General features: G+C 62.6%; 12 protein-coding genes. 10 read left to right on the forward strand and 2 right to left on the reverse strand.

Annotated elements, in window-relative coordinates; translation table 11 throughout:
* Positions 1-48: 48 nt before the first annotated feature.
* Positions 49-393 (reverse strand): winged helix-turn-helix domain-containing protein, encoded by a 345-nt coding sequence (locus tag ACGHIZ_RS05325; protein WP_195445260.1) that lies wholly within the window; start codon positions 391-393, stop codon positions 49-51.
* Between the two features lie 193 nt (positions 394-586).
* Between ACGHIZ_RS05325 and ACGHIZ_RS05330 the strand changes: the two genes are divergently transcribed.
* Complete coding sequence (locus tag ACGHIZ_RS05330) at positions 587-2,098, forward strand: IMP dehydrogenase (protein WP_035138103.1); 1,512 nt, start codon at positions 587-589, stop codon at positions 2,096-2,098.
* A gap of 373 nt (positions 2,099-2,471) precedes the next feature.
* Positions 2,472-5,048 (forward strand): leucine--tRNA ligase, encoded by a 2,577-nt coding sequence (gene leuS, locus ACGHIZ_RS05335; RefSeq protein ID WP_390449727.1) that lies wholly within the window; start codon positions 2,472-2,474, stop codon positions 5,046-5,048.
* A gap of 104 nt (positions 5,049-5,152) precedes the next feature.
* Here the strand turns inward: leuS and ACGHIZ_RS05340 are convergent, their stop codons facing one another.
* Positions 5,153-5,725, reverse strand: coding sequence for a hypothetical protein (locus tag ACGHIZ_RS05340; RefSeq protein WP_390449730.1), 573 nt, complete (start codon positions 5,723-5,725; stop codon positions 5,153-5,155).
* A gap of 370 nt (positions 5,726-6,095) precedes the next feature.
* Here ACGHIZ_RS05340 and rimP point away from each other — a divergent pair, with 370 nt between their 5' ends.
* From rimP to dnaG, 8 genes are all read left to right on the forward strand, one after another.
* The gene (rimP, locus tag ACGHIZ_RS05345; protein WP_390449733.1) at positions 6,096-6,590 is read left to right on the forward strand and encodes a ribosome maturation factor RimP; all 495 of its coding nucleotides are present in this window, start codon (positions 6,096-6,098) and stop codon (positions 6,588-6,590) included.
* A gap of 1 nt (position 6,591) precedes the next feature.
* Complete coding sequence (gene nusA / locus ACGHIZ_RS05350) at positions 6,592-7,839, forward strand: transcription termination factor NusA (RefSeq protein ID WP_390449736.1); 1,248 nt, start codon at positions 6,592-6,594, stop codon at positions 7,837-7,839.
* A 91-nt stretch (positions 7,840-7,930) separates the two neighbouring features.
* Complete coding sequence (gene infB, locus ACGHIZ_RS05355) at positions 7,931-10,645, forward strand: translation initiation factor IF-2 (RefSeq protein ID WP_390449739.1); 2,715 nt, start codon at positions 7,931-7,933, stop codon at positions 10,643-10,645.
* 11 nt (positions 10,646-10,656) lie between these two features.
* On the forward strand, positions 10,657-11,067 hold the full coding sequence (gene rbfA / locus ACGHIZ_RS05360) for a 30S ribosome-binding factor RbfA (protein WP_390449742.1): 411 nt from the start codon (positions 10,657-10,659) through the stop codon (positions 11,065-11,067).
* Positions 11,060-12,103, forward strand: coding sequence for a bifunctional oligoribonuclease/PAP phosphatase NrnA (locus ACGHIZ_RS05365; RefSeq protein WP_390449745.1), 1,044 nt, complete (start codon positions 11,060-11,062; stop codon positions 12,101-12,103). Before rbfA ends, ACGHIZ_RS05365 begins: the two co-directional genes overlap by 8 nt.
* 45 nt (positions 12,104-12,148) lie before the next feature.
* Positions 12,149-13,051 (forward strand): tRNA pseudouridine(55) synthase TruB, encoded by a 903-nt coding sequence (truB, locus tag ACGHIZ_RS05370; RefSeq protein WP_390449748.1) that lies wholly within the window; start codon positions 12,149-12,151, stop codon positions 13,049-13,051.
* Positions 13,051-14,055, forward strand: a complete 1,005-nt coding sequence (ribF, locus tag ACGHIZ_RS05375; protein WP_390449751.1) for a riboflavin biosynthesis protein RibF — start codon at positions 13,051-13,053, stop codon at positions 14,053-14,055. Before truB ends, ribF begins: the two co-directional genes overlap by 1 nt.
* Positions 14,048-16,156 carry a DNA primase gene (gene dnaG, locus ACGHIZ_RS05380; RefSeq protein ID WP_390449754.1) on the forward strand — a complete coding sequence of 703 codons (2,109 nt, stop codon included), beginning with the start codon at positions 14,048-14,050 and terminating at the stop codon, positions 16,154-16,156. Before ribF ends, dnaG begins: the two co-directional genes overlap by 8 nt.
* Positions 16,157-16,240: the final 84 nt, after the last annotated feature.

Here is a 16,240-nt window from a genome sequence, read left to right on the forward strand (position 1 = left end):
AACTTATGAGAAGGGGTTGTGTGGCTATAAGGCCCCGTCCCAAATGGGCTACTCTTTGATGCTGGCGATGAGATCGTTGGCTTTGGTGGCGATGACGTTGTTGATGTCGGTCTGCAGCTCCTCGTAGACCGCTATGGCTCGCTCGCCGGCGGGGGTGAGGGTGGATCCGCGGGCGCCGTCGCGCTCGATGAGCTTGCAACCCAGCTGACCTTCGGCCTCGTTCACAATGCGCCAGGCCTTGGAATACGCCATGCCCATGCTCTTGGCGGCGCGGTTGAGCGAGTGCTCGCGGGCAATACCCTGCAGCAGCAAGACGCAGCCGTGGCCGAAGACGCCCGGTAGATCTTTGTCGCACGCTTGAATGACCAACTTTGCCGTCGTCTTGTACTCCATGTGCTCCACGTCTCCCCGCTAAAGTGTTTGCTGGGCAAACGCAAAGCCTGCGTCAAACCCTCGTGTGCTCTTCTTAAATCATGCATTGTAGCAGTCAAAGTGCGTTAAGATACTTCCCCAGTATTGGGCGCCCAAGGTTGGGCTGGGTCCTACGAGGCCTGCAGCCGACCGGTCGCATGGAAAAAGGAGAAACATGGCTACGTTCTTTCCCGGTGAGTCCCACACGTTTTCGGAGTATCTGCTGGTCCCTGGCTACTCGTCCTCGCAGTGCATCCCCAACAACGTCTCTCTTAAGACGCCGCTGACCCGCTTCAAGCGCGGTGAGAAGCCGGCAATCACCCTGAACATCCCCATGGTTTCCGCCATCATGCAGTCCGTCTCGGGCGTCGACATGGGTGTCGCGCTCGCTACCGAGGGTGGCCTGTCCTTCATTTACGGTTCCCAGAGCGCCGAGTCCGAGGCCGCTATGGTCAAGGCCGTCAAGGATCACAAGGCTGGTTTCGTTCAGTCCGATTCCACGCTGACCCCCGACATGACCATGGAGCAGGTCATCGAGCTCAAGGAGAAGACCGGTCACTCCACCATGCCGGTTACCGACGACGGCACTCCCAAGGGTAAGCTCCTGGGCATCGTCACCAGCCGTGACTATCGCCCCAGTCGCGATGACCACCAGACGAAGGTCTCCGAGTTCATGACCCCGCGTGAGCAGCTCATCGTGGGCGACAAGAACATCAGCCTTAAGGTTGCCAACGACGTCATCTGGGACAATAAGCTCAACGCCCTGCCCATCGTCGACGACTACGATCACCTCATGGGCATCGTCTTCCGCAAGGACTATGACAGCCACAAGACCAACCCCAACGAGCTGCTCGACGGCGACAAGCGCTACATGGTCGGTGCCGGTATCAACACCCGCGACTATGCCGAGCGCGTGCCGCTGCTCATCGAGGCCGGTGCCGATGTCCTGTGCATCGACTCTTCCGAGGGCTTCAGCGAGTGGCAGAAGCGCACCATCGAGTGGATCCGCGCCAACTACGGCGAGGACGTCAAGGTCGGTGCCGGCAACGTCGTCGACGCCGAGGGCTTCCGCTTCCTGGCCGACTGCGGTGCCGACTTCATCAAGGTTGGTATCGGCGGCGGCTCCATCTGCATCACCCGTGAGACCAAGGGCATCGGCCGTGGCCAGGCCACCGCGCTGATCGACGTCTGCCGCGCTCGCGACGAGTACTACGAGGAGACCGGCGTCTACGTGCCCGTGTGCTCCGATGGCGGCATCGTCTACGATTACCACATGACGCTCGCCCTTGCCATGGGTGCAGACTTTATGATGCTGGGTCGTTACTTCGCCCGCTTTGACGAGAGCCCGACCGAGCGCGTCAACGTGAACGGTCAGTACATGAAGGAGTACTGGGGCGAGGGTTCTGCGCGTGCTCGCAACTGGCAGCGCTACGACCTGGGCGGCGCCGCGAAGCTTAGCTTCGTCGAGGGCGTCGACTCCTACGTTCCCTACGCCGGTTCCCTCAAGGACGGCGTGGGCGGCACGCTCTACAAGGTCAAGTCCACGATGTGCAACTGCGGCGCCCTCTCAATCCCCGAGCTCCAGGAAAAGGCGCGCCTAACGCTGGTCAGCTCCACCTCCATCGTCGAAGGCGGCGCCCACGACGTAGTCGTCAAGGATTCCCAGCAGAGCGTTTCCTATCGATAAGCGGCTTTCCCAGGCACCGCACCTTGCCGTTCAAACCGTCGCTCGCGTACCAAAGTACGCGTCGCTCCTCTTTCACGGCAATCTGCGGCACTTGGAAAACCCGACCATGCTTGGGCTGGTAACAATTAGCGGTTGATTCACAACCACGTTATTAAGATAAAGCGAGATGCCTGCAAGTTGCAGGCATCTCGCTTGTTGTATTTGCTATCATCATGCGAGTTAACGATGTGGCGGGGCGTTCTTACCTTTGCTCGCTGCAAGTTCCGCACGAGCCGAAGAGCACTTAATGTGCTCTTCGTGCGAGCAGGACTGTCCGCAGCAGCGAGTAAAGGTAAGAACGCCCCGCCCCAACCCAGCTAACAAAGGAGCTGATATGTGCGATTGCACAGATCATAAGGACGAGATCCCTGCCTACGACGCGCAGGCCATTGAGTCCAAGTGGATGAAGGCCTGGGAGGACTCCAACCTCTTTGCCGTCGACACCGACGACAGCAAGCCCAAGAAGTATGTGCTCGAGATGTTCCCGTATCCGTCGGGCGACCTGCACATGGGCCACGCGCGCAACTACACCATCGGCGATGCCATGGCCCGTCAGGCTCGTATGCGCGGCTTTGACGTGCTGCACCCCATCGGCTTTGACGCCTTTGGCCTGCCCGCCGAGAACGCCGCCATCAAGCACAACACGCAGGCTGCCGCCTGGACGTATAAGAACATGGACCAGGCGCTCGCCACGATGAAGCGCATGGGCTTCTCCTACGATCTGGATCGCATGGTCAAGACCTGCAGCCCCGACTACTACCGCTGGGGCCAGTGGATCTTTGAGAAGATGTGGGAAAAGGGCCTGGTCTACCGTAAGAAGAACCCGGTTAACTGGTGCCCCACCTGCAAGACCGTTCTGGCCAACGAGCAGGTTACCGAGGGCAAGTGCTGGCGCTGCGGCACCGAGCCCGAGAAACGCGACCTGGAGCAGTGGTACTACAAGATTACCGAGTACTCTCAGGAGCTGCTCGACGACCTGGAGAAGCTCCCCGGCTGGCCCGAGCGCGTCAAGCAGATGCAGGCCAACTGGATCGGTCGCTCCGAGGGCGCCGAGGTCGACTTTACCCTGTGCGACAAGGACGGCGAGCCCATCGAGGGCGACGAGGGTAAGATCACCGTCTTCACCACGCGTGCCGATACCCTTTTTGGCGTCTCCTTCTTTGTCCTGGCTCCCGAGTACGCCGGCTTGCACGAGCTCGTCGAGGGCACGGAGTACGAGGAGGCCGTGACAAAGATCGTCGAGGACTCCAAGCATATCTCTGCCGTCGAGCGTGCCCAGGGCACCCTCGAGAAGCATGGTGCCTTCACGGGCCGCTATGTGGTAAACCCCGTCAACGGCGAGAAGGTCCCTGTGTGGGTTGCCGACTACGTCGTGGCCGACTACGGCACCGGCGCCGTCATGGCCGTTCCCTGTGGCGACCAGCGCGACTTTGAGTTTGCCCGTAAGTACGACCTGCCGATCGTGCCGATCATCCTGGACGATGACGATCGCGCTGCCGTCGAGGCCAGCGGCGAGACCATCGATACCTTCCATGCCGAGACCGTCGACTGGGATTGCGCCCATGCTGCCGAGGGCACGCTCGTCCAGTCCGGCAAGTACACCGGCATGCGCGGCGGTAAGCACTCCGAGGGCGAGGCTGCGATCGTGGCCGACCTCGAGGCCATGGGCTGCGGCCGTCGCAAGGTCGAGTTCCGCCTGCGCGACTGGCTCATTTCCCGTCAGCGCTATTGGGGCAACCCCATCCCGGCCATCCACTGCGAGCACTGCGGCATCGTGCCCGTGCCCGAGGATCAGCTGCCGGTGACGCTGCCCGAGAACCTGGACTTGGGCGCCGGCGAAACCCTCGCCGAGTGCAAGGAGTTCTACGAGACCACCTGCCCGGTCTGCGGCCGCCCGGCCAAGCGCGAGACCGATACCATGGACACCTTTACCTGCTCCAGCTGGTATTACCTGCGCTATACCGACCCGCACAACACCGAGCTGCCCTTCTCCCGCGAGGCCGCCGACCGTTGGATGCCCGTCGATAACTACATCGGCGGCATCGAGCACGCCATTCTGCACCTGCTCTACAGCCGCTTCTTTACCAAGGCACTTCGCGACCTGGGCCTGCTGAGCGTGGACGAGCCCTTCACTAACCTACTGTGCCAGGGCATGGTCAAGGACGAGAACGGCGACACCATGTCCAAGTCCAAGGGCAATGTCGTGCCCCCGAGCTCGGTCATCGAACCTTACGGCGCCGACACCATGCGTTTGGCGATCCTGTTTATCGCCCCGCCCGAGAAGGACTTCGACTGGGATCCCAAGGCCGTCGAGGGCGCTAACCGCTTTATCAAGCGCGCCTGGCGTATCGTTTGGCAGCTCGTCCAGTCCGGCGATGCCAACGTGGCCTTCGACAAGTCCGCGCTCGATGAGGTTGCGATGAAGCTCTATCGCGAGCGTCACCGCACCATCGCCAAGTGCACCGAGGACTTCGATCGCGGCCAGTTCAACACTGCGATCTCGGCCGTCATGGAGCTCGTCAACGCGGCGAGCGCCTACCTCAACGCCACTGAGGGCGCTGACCGTGACAAGGCGCTGTGCTACGGTGTGGCCAAGGATATCGTGAGCGTCCTTGCCCCCATTTGCCCGTTCTGGGCCGACGAGCTGTGGCACGAGGCCCTCGGCTGCGAGGGCAACGCCTACACCGCCGCCTGGCCCGAGTTTGACCTGGCTGAGTCCATCGAGGACACGGTGCAGATCGTCGTTCAGGTGCTCGGTAAGGTCCGCGGCCGCATCGACGTCGCCCGCGATGCCTCCAACGAGGAGATGCAAGCTGCCGCCGAGGAAGCCGTTGCCAAGTGGCTCGAGGGCAAGACGGTCGTCAAGGCCATCTGCGTGCCCGGCAAGCTGGTCAACCTGGTGGTCAAGTAAGCACTGCGAGCATAGTTGACGTGTTTAAGACGAGGGACGATCCGGCTGGGTCGTCCCTCGTCTTTCGTTGTGTACCCTGCTTGGCTTATGTTCCATGTCACCCGCTATGGACTGTGTACCAGGTCCCTAAAGTAGACATTGCCCGTCTGCTCCTCAAACATCCAGATGTTGAGGTAGATGTCGTTGAGGTCGCTGTTCACGTCAAAGCCTGGATCGTCGAAGGTGCCTACAAAGGTGAGCATAGCGGTCGTTTCTTCGCCTGCGGCGACGGGCTTGCGCATGCGCACGTCGCGGACGACACCGTTGACATAGGCATAAGCATCAACATCGCCAAACATCATGTCGACATCGGTGTTGTTTGTCACCGCAAAGACCAACACGGCGTCGCCGTAGCCATCTGTGTCCTTGCCCACGCAGGTAACATGGACGTTCTCGTCTGCCTTTAGGTCGATGGGGAATTGTTCTTGAGGGTCGAAACCCAAACCCTGGGGGTCGACGATGTCTTCGTCTATTTTGTCGAAACGCTCCGAAGGCGTCGTTTTTTCGATGGCTTTGGTGCTGCTAAGATCCGGCTCGCATGGTCCGGTGTTGCCATCGATGTCGCTGCAGCCGGTCAGAGCGAACGAGCAGGCAGCGACGACGAGCGCGGTTGCGCAGAGGGTGCCTAGGCGTTTCATGGTGCCTCCTTGCCGTAGAGGATCTGGAAGGTTGTGCGGTCAATGCGTGCGTCCGGTTTATCTGTTCCAGAATGTCCCTTACGGGCAGTCTGACTGATGCGCGCCCAGGGGTGGAATGTCCATAGGGCCCGATTCGCCTGACGGGGTGGGACGCATGGCCCGTTTTGGGGCTTTTGGGTGAGCGCCGAATGGGGTATCTCGTTCAATTGTTCTATTCTTGTGGAGATGCTGTGGGCACGCTGACCTGCGGGTTTGCGTTGTGCTTGCACGTATTCGCAGGTATTGGTATAGTTTGCTTGCAAATGAAGTTGTAAATGAAAGAAGTGGGGTTTCGGCCCCGCTTCTTTTTTGTATGGATGGAGGTGCCGCAATGGTCAAGACCAAGACCGAGCAGGCGATTATCGACGCGCTCGAGGCCGTCGCCCCCCAGCACGATGTCGACATCGTCGACGTTGAGCTCGTGGGTGCCACCAAGGCCCCCTGCGTGCGCGTACGTATCGAGGGCGCCGAGGGTCAGAGCCTGTCGCTCAACGACGTCACGGCCAACACCAAGTGGGTCGGCGATGTGATTGAGGAGCTCGACCCCATTTCTTCGAGCTATACGCTCGAGGTGTCGAGCCCGGGCATGGCGCGCCCGCTGCGCCGCCCGCGCGACTTTGCCCGCTTTGTGGGCGAGAACTGCGAGCTCACCTCCACTGCCACCGAGGGTCGTCGCAAGTACACCGGCAAGATTGCCGCCTCGACCGAGATCGACGTGACCCTCGAGCTCGAGGACGGCGAGTCCGTCACCCTCGATTTTTCTGATGTTAAAAAGTGCAAGTTGAAGCCCACCTATGACTTCAAGCCCGCGAAGGAAGGAAAATAAGATGGCAGCATCCGACATGATGTCCGCCCTGATGGAGCTTTGCCAGGATAAGCACATCGACCAGCTCTACCTGATCGACCGTCTGGAGCAGTCGCTCGCCAAGAGCTATGCCGAGATTTTGCATCTTGACTGGGGCGCTAAGGTGACCATCGATCGCACCACCGGCAAGATTTACGTCTACCGCCTGGAGCCGATTGACGATTCCATGGACGAGGAGGGCAACTTCACCGAGTTCGAGGAGATCGACGTTACCCCCAAGAACACGAGCCGCATCGCTGCCCAGCACGCCAAGGCCGAGATCAACGCCATCGTTCGCAACTCCGCCCGCGAGCAGATCTACGAGGAGTTCTCCGGCCGCATCGGTGACCTCATCAGCGGTACCGTGCTGCAGTCCACGCCCGACTTTACGATCGTCAAGATCCGCGATGGCGTCGAGGCCGAGCTGCCGCACTTTGACCAGCGCCGTTACGAGAACGAGCGCAACGAGCGTCCGATGGGCGAGCGCTACCTGCACAACCAGCACATCAAGGCCGTGATCATCGACGTTCGCGATCCCAACTCCAACCTGCAGCCGGTTCGCGGCGAGCACAGCCGTCCGCCGATTGTCATCTCCCGCACCCACCCCGAGCTCATGCGTCGTCTGTTTGAGCAGGAGGTGCCCGAGATCTATGAGGGCACTGTCCAGATCAAGTCGATCGCCCGCGAGCCCGGCCAGCGCTCCAAGGTCGCCGTCCACTCGCTCGACGACCGCCTGGATCCCGTGGGCGCCTGCGTCGGCCCCAAGGGCAGCCGCGTCCGCGCCGTCGTGGGCGAGCTCCGCGGCGAGCGCGTCGACGTCATCCTGTGGGATGCCGATCCGGCCGTCTACGTCGCCAACGCCCTGTCGCCTGCCAAGGTCACCCGCGTTCTCATCGACGAGGAGAAGGCCTACGCCGGCGTCATCGTGCCCGACGACCAGCTTTCGCTCGCCATCGGCAAGGAGGGCCAGAACGCCCGCCTCGCCGCTCGCCTGACCGGCTGGCACATCGACATCAAGTCCGAGACCCTTGCCGCCGACATCCTCAAGAACGTCCCCGTTCACGAGGAGCCCGCTGCCGACCTGATCGGTGACGAGGAGGACGATGATGTCCGTCGCTGCGAGTACGTGTCCGAGGACGGCGTCCAGTGCCGCAACCAGGCCCGTCCGGGCTCCCGTTTCTGCGGTGTCCACGACACCGATGCCTTCGATGATGCGGAGGACCTGATCTAGCGCGCGGTCGCGTCGGGCGGGTCCCGGCGCATCTCCCACGCTCGTTCAGTCTCTAGGCACCCAAGGTGCCAGAAAGGGTAGGTGAAGTCATATGGCAAAAGTCCGTGTGTCCACCCTGGCCAAAGAGTTCGGCATGACCTCCAAGGAACTGATGGGTCATCTCGCCGAAATGAAGATTCCCGCTAAGTCCGCTTCCTCCGCTCTGGAGGACGCTTACGTCGCTATGGTCCGCAAGCAGCTCGCCTCGGTGATCGAGGCCCGCGCCAAGGAAGTCGAGGCCGCCAAGCAGGCCGAGGAGGAGGCAGCCGCCGCCGAGGAGGCAGCGCGCGCTGCCGAGGCCGAGCGCGAGCGCATCGCCGCCGAGAAGGCACGCGAGGAGGAGCGCCGCCAGTTCGCCGCCGCCCAGGCTGCCGAGGAGGCCGCCCGCGCTGAGGCCGAGGCCAAGAAGAAAGCCGAGCAGGAGCGCCTTGCCCGCGAGAAGGAGGAGGCTGCCCGCGAGGCCCAGCGCCGCGCTGTCCCCGCTTCCGACTCCGGTTCGCGCTTCCGTTCGCTGCTCGACCAGATCGCCGCACAGGAGACCGTTCTCAAGGAGAAGAAGGACGCCGAGGCGAAGGCCAAGGCCGAGCGCGCCGCCGAGCGCGGCAACCGTCGTGGCGGCAACAACGACCGTCGCGGTGGCCGTCGTAACGATCGCAACGCCTCCGACAACAACTCCGAGCGCAACGTCTCCGAGAGCCGTCCGCACAGCCATCGCACCAACGCCAGCAACAACGTCGCTGCCGGCATGGACTTCCCCAACCCCGATAAACAGGGCAAGGGCAAGAAGCGCAAGGGCGGTCACGGCAACGATGAGGACCACTACAGCCGCATGGCTCGTGAGGCCGAGGAGTACAGCCGCGAGAAGGTGCTCGAGGAGGCCCGCGCCGCCGTCGAGGAGGCCTCTCGCGAGTCCACCGGTCGCCGCAAGAAGCGCAAGGAGAAGCGCGAGCGCGAGGCTGCTAAGGCTCAGGAGGAGCGCAAGATTGAGGAGGCGCTGGCCCAGGGCGTGAACCCCGAGGAGCTCGACGCCATCAAGGTCTCCCAGGGCGTTACCGTCCAGGAGCTCGCCGAGGCGCTCGACGTTCCGGCCAACGACATCATCAAGCGCCTGTTCCTGCTGGGCACGCCGCTCACGATGACGCAGTCCATGTCCGATGACCTCGTCGAGCTCGTTGCCGACGACCTGGGCCGTCAGATTAAGATCATCACCCCCGAGGAGGAGAATACCTTCTCGTTCTACGACGATCCCGCCGACCTTAAGCCCCGCGCCCCGGTCGTCACCGTCATGGGTCACGTCGACCACGGCAAGACGAGCCTGCTCGACGCCATCCGTCACACCGGTGTCGCTGCCGGCGAGGCGGGCGGCATCACTCAGGCCATCGGCGCTTCGCAGGTCATGATCAACGATCGCAAGATCACCTTCATCGATACCCCGGGCCACGCCACCTTTACGGCTATGCGTGCCCGCGGCGCAAAGGTGACCGACATCGTCATCCTGATCGTGGCTGCCGACGACGGCGTCATGCCTCAGACCATCGAGTCGATCAACCACGCCAAGGCCGCCGGCGTACCCATCGTCGTCGCCGTCAACAAGATCGATAAGCCGGGCGCCAACCCCGACCGCGTGCGCCAGGAGCTCACCGAGTACGGCATCATCCCCGAGGAGTGGGGCGGACAGAACATGTTCGTCAACATCTCGGCCAAGCAGAAGATCGGTATCGACGACCTGCTCGAGACCGTGCTGCTCCAGGCCGACGTGCTCGAGCTCAAGGCCAACCCCGACACCTTTGCCTCCGGTAACGTCCTCGAGGCTAAGCTCGACAAGGGCCGCGGCTCGGTTGCCACGGTGCTCGTGACCCGCGGTACCCTGCACGTGGGCGATACGCTGGTCGCCGGCCTTACCTACGGCCGCGTCCGCGCCATGCTCGACCCCAAGGGCAACGCCGTCACCGAGGCTGGCCCCTCCGACGCCGTCGAGATCCTGGGCCTGCAGTCCGTGCCCAACGCCGGCGACGAGTTCCGCGTGTTCGAGGACGAGCGCGAGGCTCGCGCCCTGGCCGATGAGCGCTCGCTCAAGGCCCGTATCGAGGAGCAGAGCCGCGTGAAGCACGTCACGCTCGAGAACCTCTTCGAGACCATCGCCGACGCCGAGGTCAAGGAGCTCAACCTGATCATCAAGGCCGACGTCCAGGGTTCCATCGAGGCCCTTCAGGACTCGCTCGACAAGATGGATCAGTCCGAGGTCCGCATCAACACGATCCACTCCGCCGTCGGTGCCATCAACGAGACCGACGTCGTCCTGGCCGACGCCTCCAACGCCATCATCATCGGCTTTGGCGTGCGTCCCGACGGCAAGGCCCGCTCCGCCGCCGAGCGCGAGGGCGTCGAGATCCGTTGCTACGACGTTATCTACAAGTGCCTCGAGGAGCTCGACGCCGCCCGCATCGGCATGCTCAAGCCCACCGAGGTCGAGGTCTCCACGGGTACCGCGACCGTCCTGGACACCTTCAAGGTGCCCAAAGTCGGTATCGCCGCTGGTGTCCGCGTGGAGGAGGGCGAGATCGCCGCGACCGATTCCGTGCGCCTGGTGCGTGACGGCATTGTGGTCTTCAACGGCAAGATCGCCTCGATGCGCCACTACAAGGACGAGGCCAAGAGCCTCAAGAGCGGTTCCGAGGGCGGCATTGGCCTGGAGAACTTCCAGGACATCAAGCCCGGCGACCAGATCGAGGGTTACCGCATCGACCAGGTTGCCCGTACCGAGTAGGGGGTAGCGCTATGAAGCAAACGCAGGCAACCCGCCGTTTGGGCGAGCAGCTCCGCGAGAAGCTCGGTTATATCCTGCTCTTTGAGGTTTCCGATCCGCGTCTCGACCTGGTCACCCTGACCGCGGTCGAGGTCGCGGTGGACCGTTCGTTCGCGCGCGTGTACGTGTCGTGCGATGCGAGCCGCTACGATGAGGTCATGGAGGCACTCGCCAGCGCCAAGGGCCGTATTCGCAGCTTGTTGGCTCGCTCGCTCGATTGGCGCGTCACGCCCGAGCTCGATTTTCGCATCGATCGCTCGACCGATGAGGCCGAGCGCATCACGCGTGCGTTGGAAAACGTTCCGGCCACGCTTGCGATCGAAAAGGACGAGGACGGCTACCCCATAGCGGATGCCGCCCAGGAGGCAGCTTTTGATGACTAATTCCGCCGACCTCGCCTCGTGCGAGTCTGCAGATATTAAACGACGCATCCTCGAGCTCATCGAGGATGCGTCCTCCATTGCGATCTCGGGTCACACTTCTCCCGACGGCGATGCCTTGGGCTCCGTGTTGGGCCTGGGCCTTTCGCTTATGAAGGTGTTCCCCGACAAGGACATCGCCCTGCTGCTGGCAGACGACGATCCCGTTCCGCGCATCTACCGTTTTATGGAGGGCGCCGATCTGCTGGTGCCGGCATCTGCCTACGCCGGCAACCCTGACCTGTTCATCTCGGTAGACGTGCCGGTCGTCGAGCGCCTCAATAATTCCGCCGAGGTACTCCGTCGTTCGGCCCATGTGGCATGCTTTGACCATCACCCGGCGCGCGAGGAGTTTGCCGAGGTCAGCCTTAGGTGTGTCAATGCCGCTGCCTGCGCCATGATCATCGACCGCTTTTTGGCCGATTGTGGCATTACCGCAAGCGATAGCATCGCGACCTGCCTGCTGTGCGGCCTGGTCACCGATACCGGTCGTTTTCAGTATCAGAACGCCGACGCCGCCGCGTTTCATGCTGCCTCGCGTCTGGTGGCGCACGGTGCCGATCCAGCGCGCGTCGCGCTCGAGGTCTACCAGAGCATGCGTGTCGAGTTCTTGCACCTCAAGTCCATTGTCATGGGTCGTATCAAGACGGTCGCGCACGGGCGCGTGGCATATAGCTACGCGTACGAAAGTGACCTTAAGGAATGCGGCGTCACCTCTGATGAGTGCGACGGCCTGGTCGATGTGGTGCGCGCGGTGATGGGCGTCGAGGTCTGCCTGTTCCTTAAGGGCATCGAGGGCGATACCAAGGTGCGCGGCAACCTGCGCTCCAAGGGCGATCTTGATGTTTCCGAGATTGCGGCCAACTTTGGCGGAGGTGGGCACCACGCTGCCGCCGGCTTCACCAACGCCGGAACGATTTCCGAGACGCTCACCGTGGCACTTCCCATGCTGGCCGAGCTGGTAGGGGAGGATCCCGCTTCGGTGACCGTCGAGCTCTAACTTTTTGGATGGTACATGGCTCGTCGTACACCCTCTCAACTTAATATGCTGCTCGCCGTCGATAAGCCGGTGGGCTGTACGTCCCACGACGTGGTTTCGCAATGCCGACGCGCCCTCCATGAGCGGCGCGTCGGCCATGCCGGAACGCTCGACCCCATGGCGTCGGGTGTCATGGTGGTGGGCGTGGGCCAGGCAACGCGCCTGCTGGGCATGCTCACGCTCGATACCAAAAGCTACGTCGCCGACATCTCGTTTGGCGTCGAGACCAATACCGATGATGCGGAGGGCGAGGCCGTCCGCACGGTGCCCGTTGCTGTCGACCTGCGTGATCCGGCCTATGCCCGCGAGCGCCTGTGCGCCATGCTGGGCCCGCAGATGCAGGTGCCGCCGGCGTTTTCGGCCATTTCGGTCAACGGCGTGCGCGCCTATAAGGCTGCGCGCGGGGGCAATGCCGTGTCACTGCCCCCGCGTCCGGTCGAGGTGTACTCCGCCGACCTGATTGCCGTGAGCGGCGAGGGCGACGTTTGCGTTTGGACCGTGGCGTTTTCGGTGAGTAAGGGCACCTATATCCGTGCGCTCGCTCGCGACCTGGGTCGTGCCTGCGACAACGCGGCGCATATTTCTGCATTGCGCCGTACGGCCTCCGGTGTTGTTTCCATCGGTGCCTGCCATGCAGTCGAGGAACTTTCTGCTGAGTCCGCTGCCGGCTTTGCCCTGGATCCCATTGCGGCACTGGGCGCCACGCGCGTCGACTTGCCGGGTGATCTTGCTGACGATCTGCTGTGCGGACGTCGTATTCCTATTGAGCGCGCGCTTGCGAGCTTCGATGCGTCGAAGGCGCCGTTTGCGCTGGTGCTCGATGGCGGGCTCAAGGCGCTTGCCCGTATCGAGGGCGGCCGCTTTGTTATGGAGCATGTCTTTCCGCAGGCGATCGGCGGTGTTCGATGATGCTGGCCTCCCACGAGCTCGCGCGTATTTTTTTCGCGGGCGAGTCGGATGAGGCCCGCATCGTCGCCGCCGATGCATTTGATGATTGCGCGTGCCTGGGTGCCGCGTCGATCGCCATCGGCGTGTTCGACGGCGTGCATCGGGGGCATCGCGAATTGATCGACGCGGTCGTTCGCGATGCGCGTGACCATGGCTGCAAGGCGGTCGTGGTCACCTTCGATCCCGACCCGGACGTGGTGGTGAGCCCTACGCCCGCGCAAAAATTGATGACGACGGCTGACCGTCTGCATGCCCTGGCTCTCACCGGGGTCGATGCGGTCGTGGCCGTTCCCTTTACGCCTGCGGTGGCGGCTCTCGACCATGCGGGCTTTCTTAAGCTGCTGTCGCGCGTCGTCGATATCCGCTCGATCCGTGTGGGTAGCGACTTTAGGTTAGGCCGCGGCGGTGCCTCGGGTGTTGCCGAGATGCAGGCTTGGGGAGCCGAGCGCGGCGTTGACGTCTATGGCCACGAGCTGCTGTGCGTCGATGGGCAGACGATCTGCGCCACCCGTATTCGCCATGAGCTGCGCCAGGGTCATGTTGAGCTTGCCGCCGAGCTGCTCGGCCGCCCGTATATGCTGCGCGGTATTGTTGCCGGTGGTCGTCACCAGGGCTCAGACATGGGTTTTCCCACGGCAAACATTCAGGTGCCTGAGGGCATTCAGGTTCCTGCCGATGGCGTCTACGAGGGCCTGGTGCTGGTCGACGATACCGTATGGCCTGCCGCCGTCAACGTGGGCCTGCCGCCGACGTATGCCGACGATGCCGCCTCGGCGCATCTCGAGGCCAACTTGATCGGGTATGCGGGCGACCTGTACGGCGCCTCGGTGTCGCTGGCGTTTACGCGTTGGCTGCGCCCATCGCGCGTGTTCGATTCGCTGGACGAGTTGATCGCGACCGTCGAGGGTAATATTGACGATATCCGTCATCATTTGGGTGAGCAGGGGGTGAGCATCCGTGATTAGCGATGAGGAAAAAGACCAGGTGCGTGCTGCGTCCGACCTGGTTGCCATCGTGCAGGAAACGGTTGAGCTTAAGCCCCGCGGCCATGAGTTTTGGGGCTGCTGTCCCTTCCATGGCGAAAAGACCCCGTCGTTTCACATTATCCCTGCTACGCAGGTGTGGCACTGCTTTGGCTGTGGCGAGGGCGGCGACGTCTTCACCTACATTATGAAGCGCGAGAACCTGAGCTTTCCCGAGTCGATTCGCTACTTGGCCGACCGTGCCGGCATTGAGCTGCACGATACCGGCGCTTATCGCGAGCGCGGCACCAAGCGCGCCCGCATCTATGACCTGTGTGCCGAAACCGCCCAGTTCTACCACACCATGCTCATGCGCGGTAAGGACAGCCGTCCGCGCGAGTATTTCGCAAGCCGCGGTATGGGCGGCGACGTCTGCCGCCGCTACTGCCTGGGCTTTGCTCCGGGTCGCAACGCGCTGGTGTCGCATCTGTCGCAGGCGGGCTTTACCCCGCAGGAGATGATCGACGCCAACGTGGCCGTGAGCCGTGGGCGCGGGCAGCTTGCCGACCGTTTTTACGACCGCGTGATGTTTCCCATCTTTGACGAGCAGGGTCATAACATCGCCTTTGGCGGGCGCATTATGGGCGACGGACAGCCTAAGTACCTCAACACCGCCGAGACGAGCGTGTTCCATAAAAAGCGAAACCTCTACGGCTTTAACTGGGCCAAGGAGTTTATCGTCGCGCAGGATACCGCCATTGTGGTGGAGGGATATACCGACTGCATCGCCTGCTGGGAGGCGGGGATTAAAAACGTCGTCGCCACGCTGGGCACGGCGCTGACGGAACATCATGTAAAGACGCTCACCCGCTTTGCCAAGCGCATTGTATATATGTTCGATGGCGACGCGGCCGGTCAAAAGGCCGCGCGCCGCGCGATTCAGTTTATCGAGCAGGATTCGATGGACCTGCGCTGCGTGGTGCTTCCCGACGGCAACGACCCCATGGAGTTCATCACGGCGCATGGCGGCGAGGCGTTGCAGGCGCGCATCGACGCTGCCGAGCCGCTCATGGACTTCGTGTACCGTTCGCTGCAGGAGTCGAGCGATATCACCACGCCGGGCGGTCGCGCCAAGGCGCTGGAGGACGCTCTCACGCTCATCTATCCGCTGCGCGATAGCTATATGATCGATACGTACTTTATCCAGATTGCCGATCTGCTGGGTTTGGATCTGGAGACGGTGCGCGCGAGCTCGGGTCGTGTGTTTCGCGATGTCGCCAAGCGCGAGGATGCGGAACGACGTCGTGAGCAGAACTATGAGCGCCAGCGGGCACAGACTGAGCGGTCCGGTAGCGCGGGCGGTCGGGCGTCGGGTTTTCGCGATGCCGGTCGCGGTGCTTGGGCATCGGGCGCGACGCCGCCGGTGTCCGCGCCGGTCGAAGAAGAGCCGTACGACTACGTCCCGCTCGATGCCTACGGCGCCGCGCCCGTGGAGGTCGTCGACGACCTGCCGCCGATCGATGTGCCTGATGGTATGGGCGCTGTGCCTGTGGCTGACGGTTCGGGCGCACCGGCTGCGGCGGCGCCGATGGTTCTTACCGATCTTGAACGCAAGTCCTTGGCAGGGGAGCGCGAGCTGTTGACGATGCTCACGAGCTACCCCGACCTGTTCCGCACGTATGCCGACCGCATCTGCTCCATCGAGTGGGTTGACCCGCGTCACGAGTCCATTGCATGGGCCGTTCTGGCAACGCCGCCGGGAACCGATCCTGCAGCCTGCATGGATGCGGCGCGCTCAGTGTGTCCCGATGCGGCAACGCTTGTGAGTGCCGGGCGCATCTCCGCGACGAGCAAGCACCCCACCGAGACGAACATCGTGTTTATGCTTGATACGCTTGAGCTCTACACCATCAAGCGTCGCATGCGTGCCGCACAGGCCAAGCTGCGCCAGGACCGTTCACTCGATGATGAGGCCCGTCGCGCGCTAACCATGCAGGCCGCGCAGGATTCGCAGCGTCAGCGCGAACTGCAAAAGTCAATCGGCGGCGTGGCGGACCCGTTCCGTTTGATTGGCCTGGAGGCCGCAGGCACCGAACAAGCCTAGATGTTGTGGTCAACCAGCGTATTCTCGCCTATATCCAGCCCTCTTTTTGGGTATAGACGTTAATGTGTGTGCTAAAGTATTGAG

Origin of the sequence: Collinsella sp. i05-0019-G5 (assembly GCF_042851345.1) — a bacterium.
Taxonomy (GTDB): domain Bacteria; phylum Actinomycetota; class Coriobacteriia; order Coriobacteriales; family Coriobacteriaceae; genus Collinsella.

What these genes read in the sequence shown, in the direction of transcription:
- infB (WP_390449739.1), top strand. Translation starts at nt 7,931, where the DNA reads ATGGCAAAAGTCCGTGTGTCCACCCTGGCCAAAGAGTTCGGCATGACC.
- rbfA (WP_390449742.1), top strand. Translation starts at nt 10,657, where the DNA reads ATGAAGCAAACGCAGGCAACCCGCCGTTTGGGCGAGCAGCTCCGCGAG.
- ACGHIZ_RS05365 (WP_390449745.1), top strand. Translation starts at nt 11,060, where the DNA reads ATGACTAATTCCGCCGACCTCGCCTCGTGCGAGTCTGCAGATATTAAA.
- ACGHIZ_RS05330 (WP_035138103.1), top strand. Translation starts at nt 587, where the DNA reads ATGGCTACGTTCTTTCCCGGTGAGTCCCACACGTTTTCGGAGTATCTG.
- ACGHIZ_RS05340 (WP_390449730.1), bottom strand. Translation starts at nt 5,725, where the DNA reads ATGAAACGCCTAGGCACCCTCTGCGCAACCGCGCTCGTCGTCGCTGCC.
- ribF (WP_390449751.1), top strand. Translation starts at nt 13,051, where the DNA reads ATGCTGGCCTCCCACGAGCTCGCGCGTATTTTTTTCGCGGGCGAGTCG.
- truB (WP_390449748.1), top strand. Translation starts at nt 12,149, where the DNA reads ATGCTGCTCGCCGTCGATAAGCCGGTGGGCTGTACGTCCCACGACGTG.
- leuS (WP_390449727.1), top strand. Translation starts at nt 2,472, where the DNA reads ATGTGCGATTGCACAGATCATAAGGACGAGATCCCTGCCTACGACGCG.
- nusA (WP_390449736.1), top strand. Translation starts at nt 6,592, where the DNA reads ATGGCAGCATCCGACATGATGTCCGCCCTGATGGAGCTTTGCCAGGAT.
- rimP (WP_390449733.1), top strand. Translation starts at nt 6,096, where the DNA reads ATGGTCAAGACCAAGACCGAGCAGGCGATTATCGACGCGCTCGAGGCC.
- ACGHIZ_RS05325 (WP_195445260.1), bottom strand. Translation starts at nt 393, where the DNA reads ATGGAGTACAAGACGACGGCAAAGTTGGTCATTCAAGCGTGCGACAAA.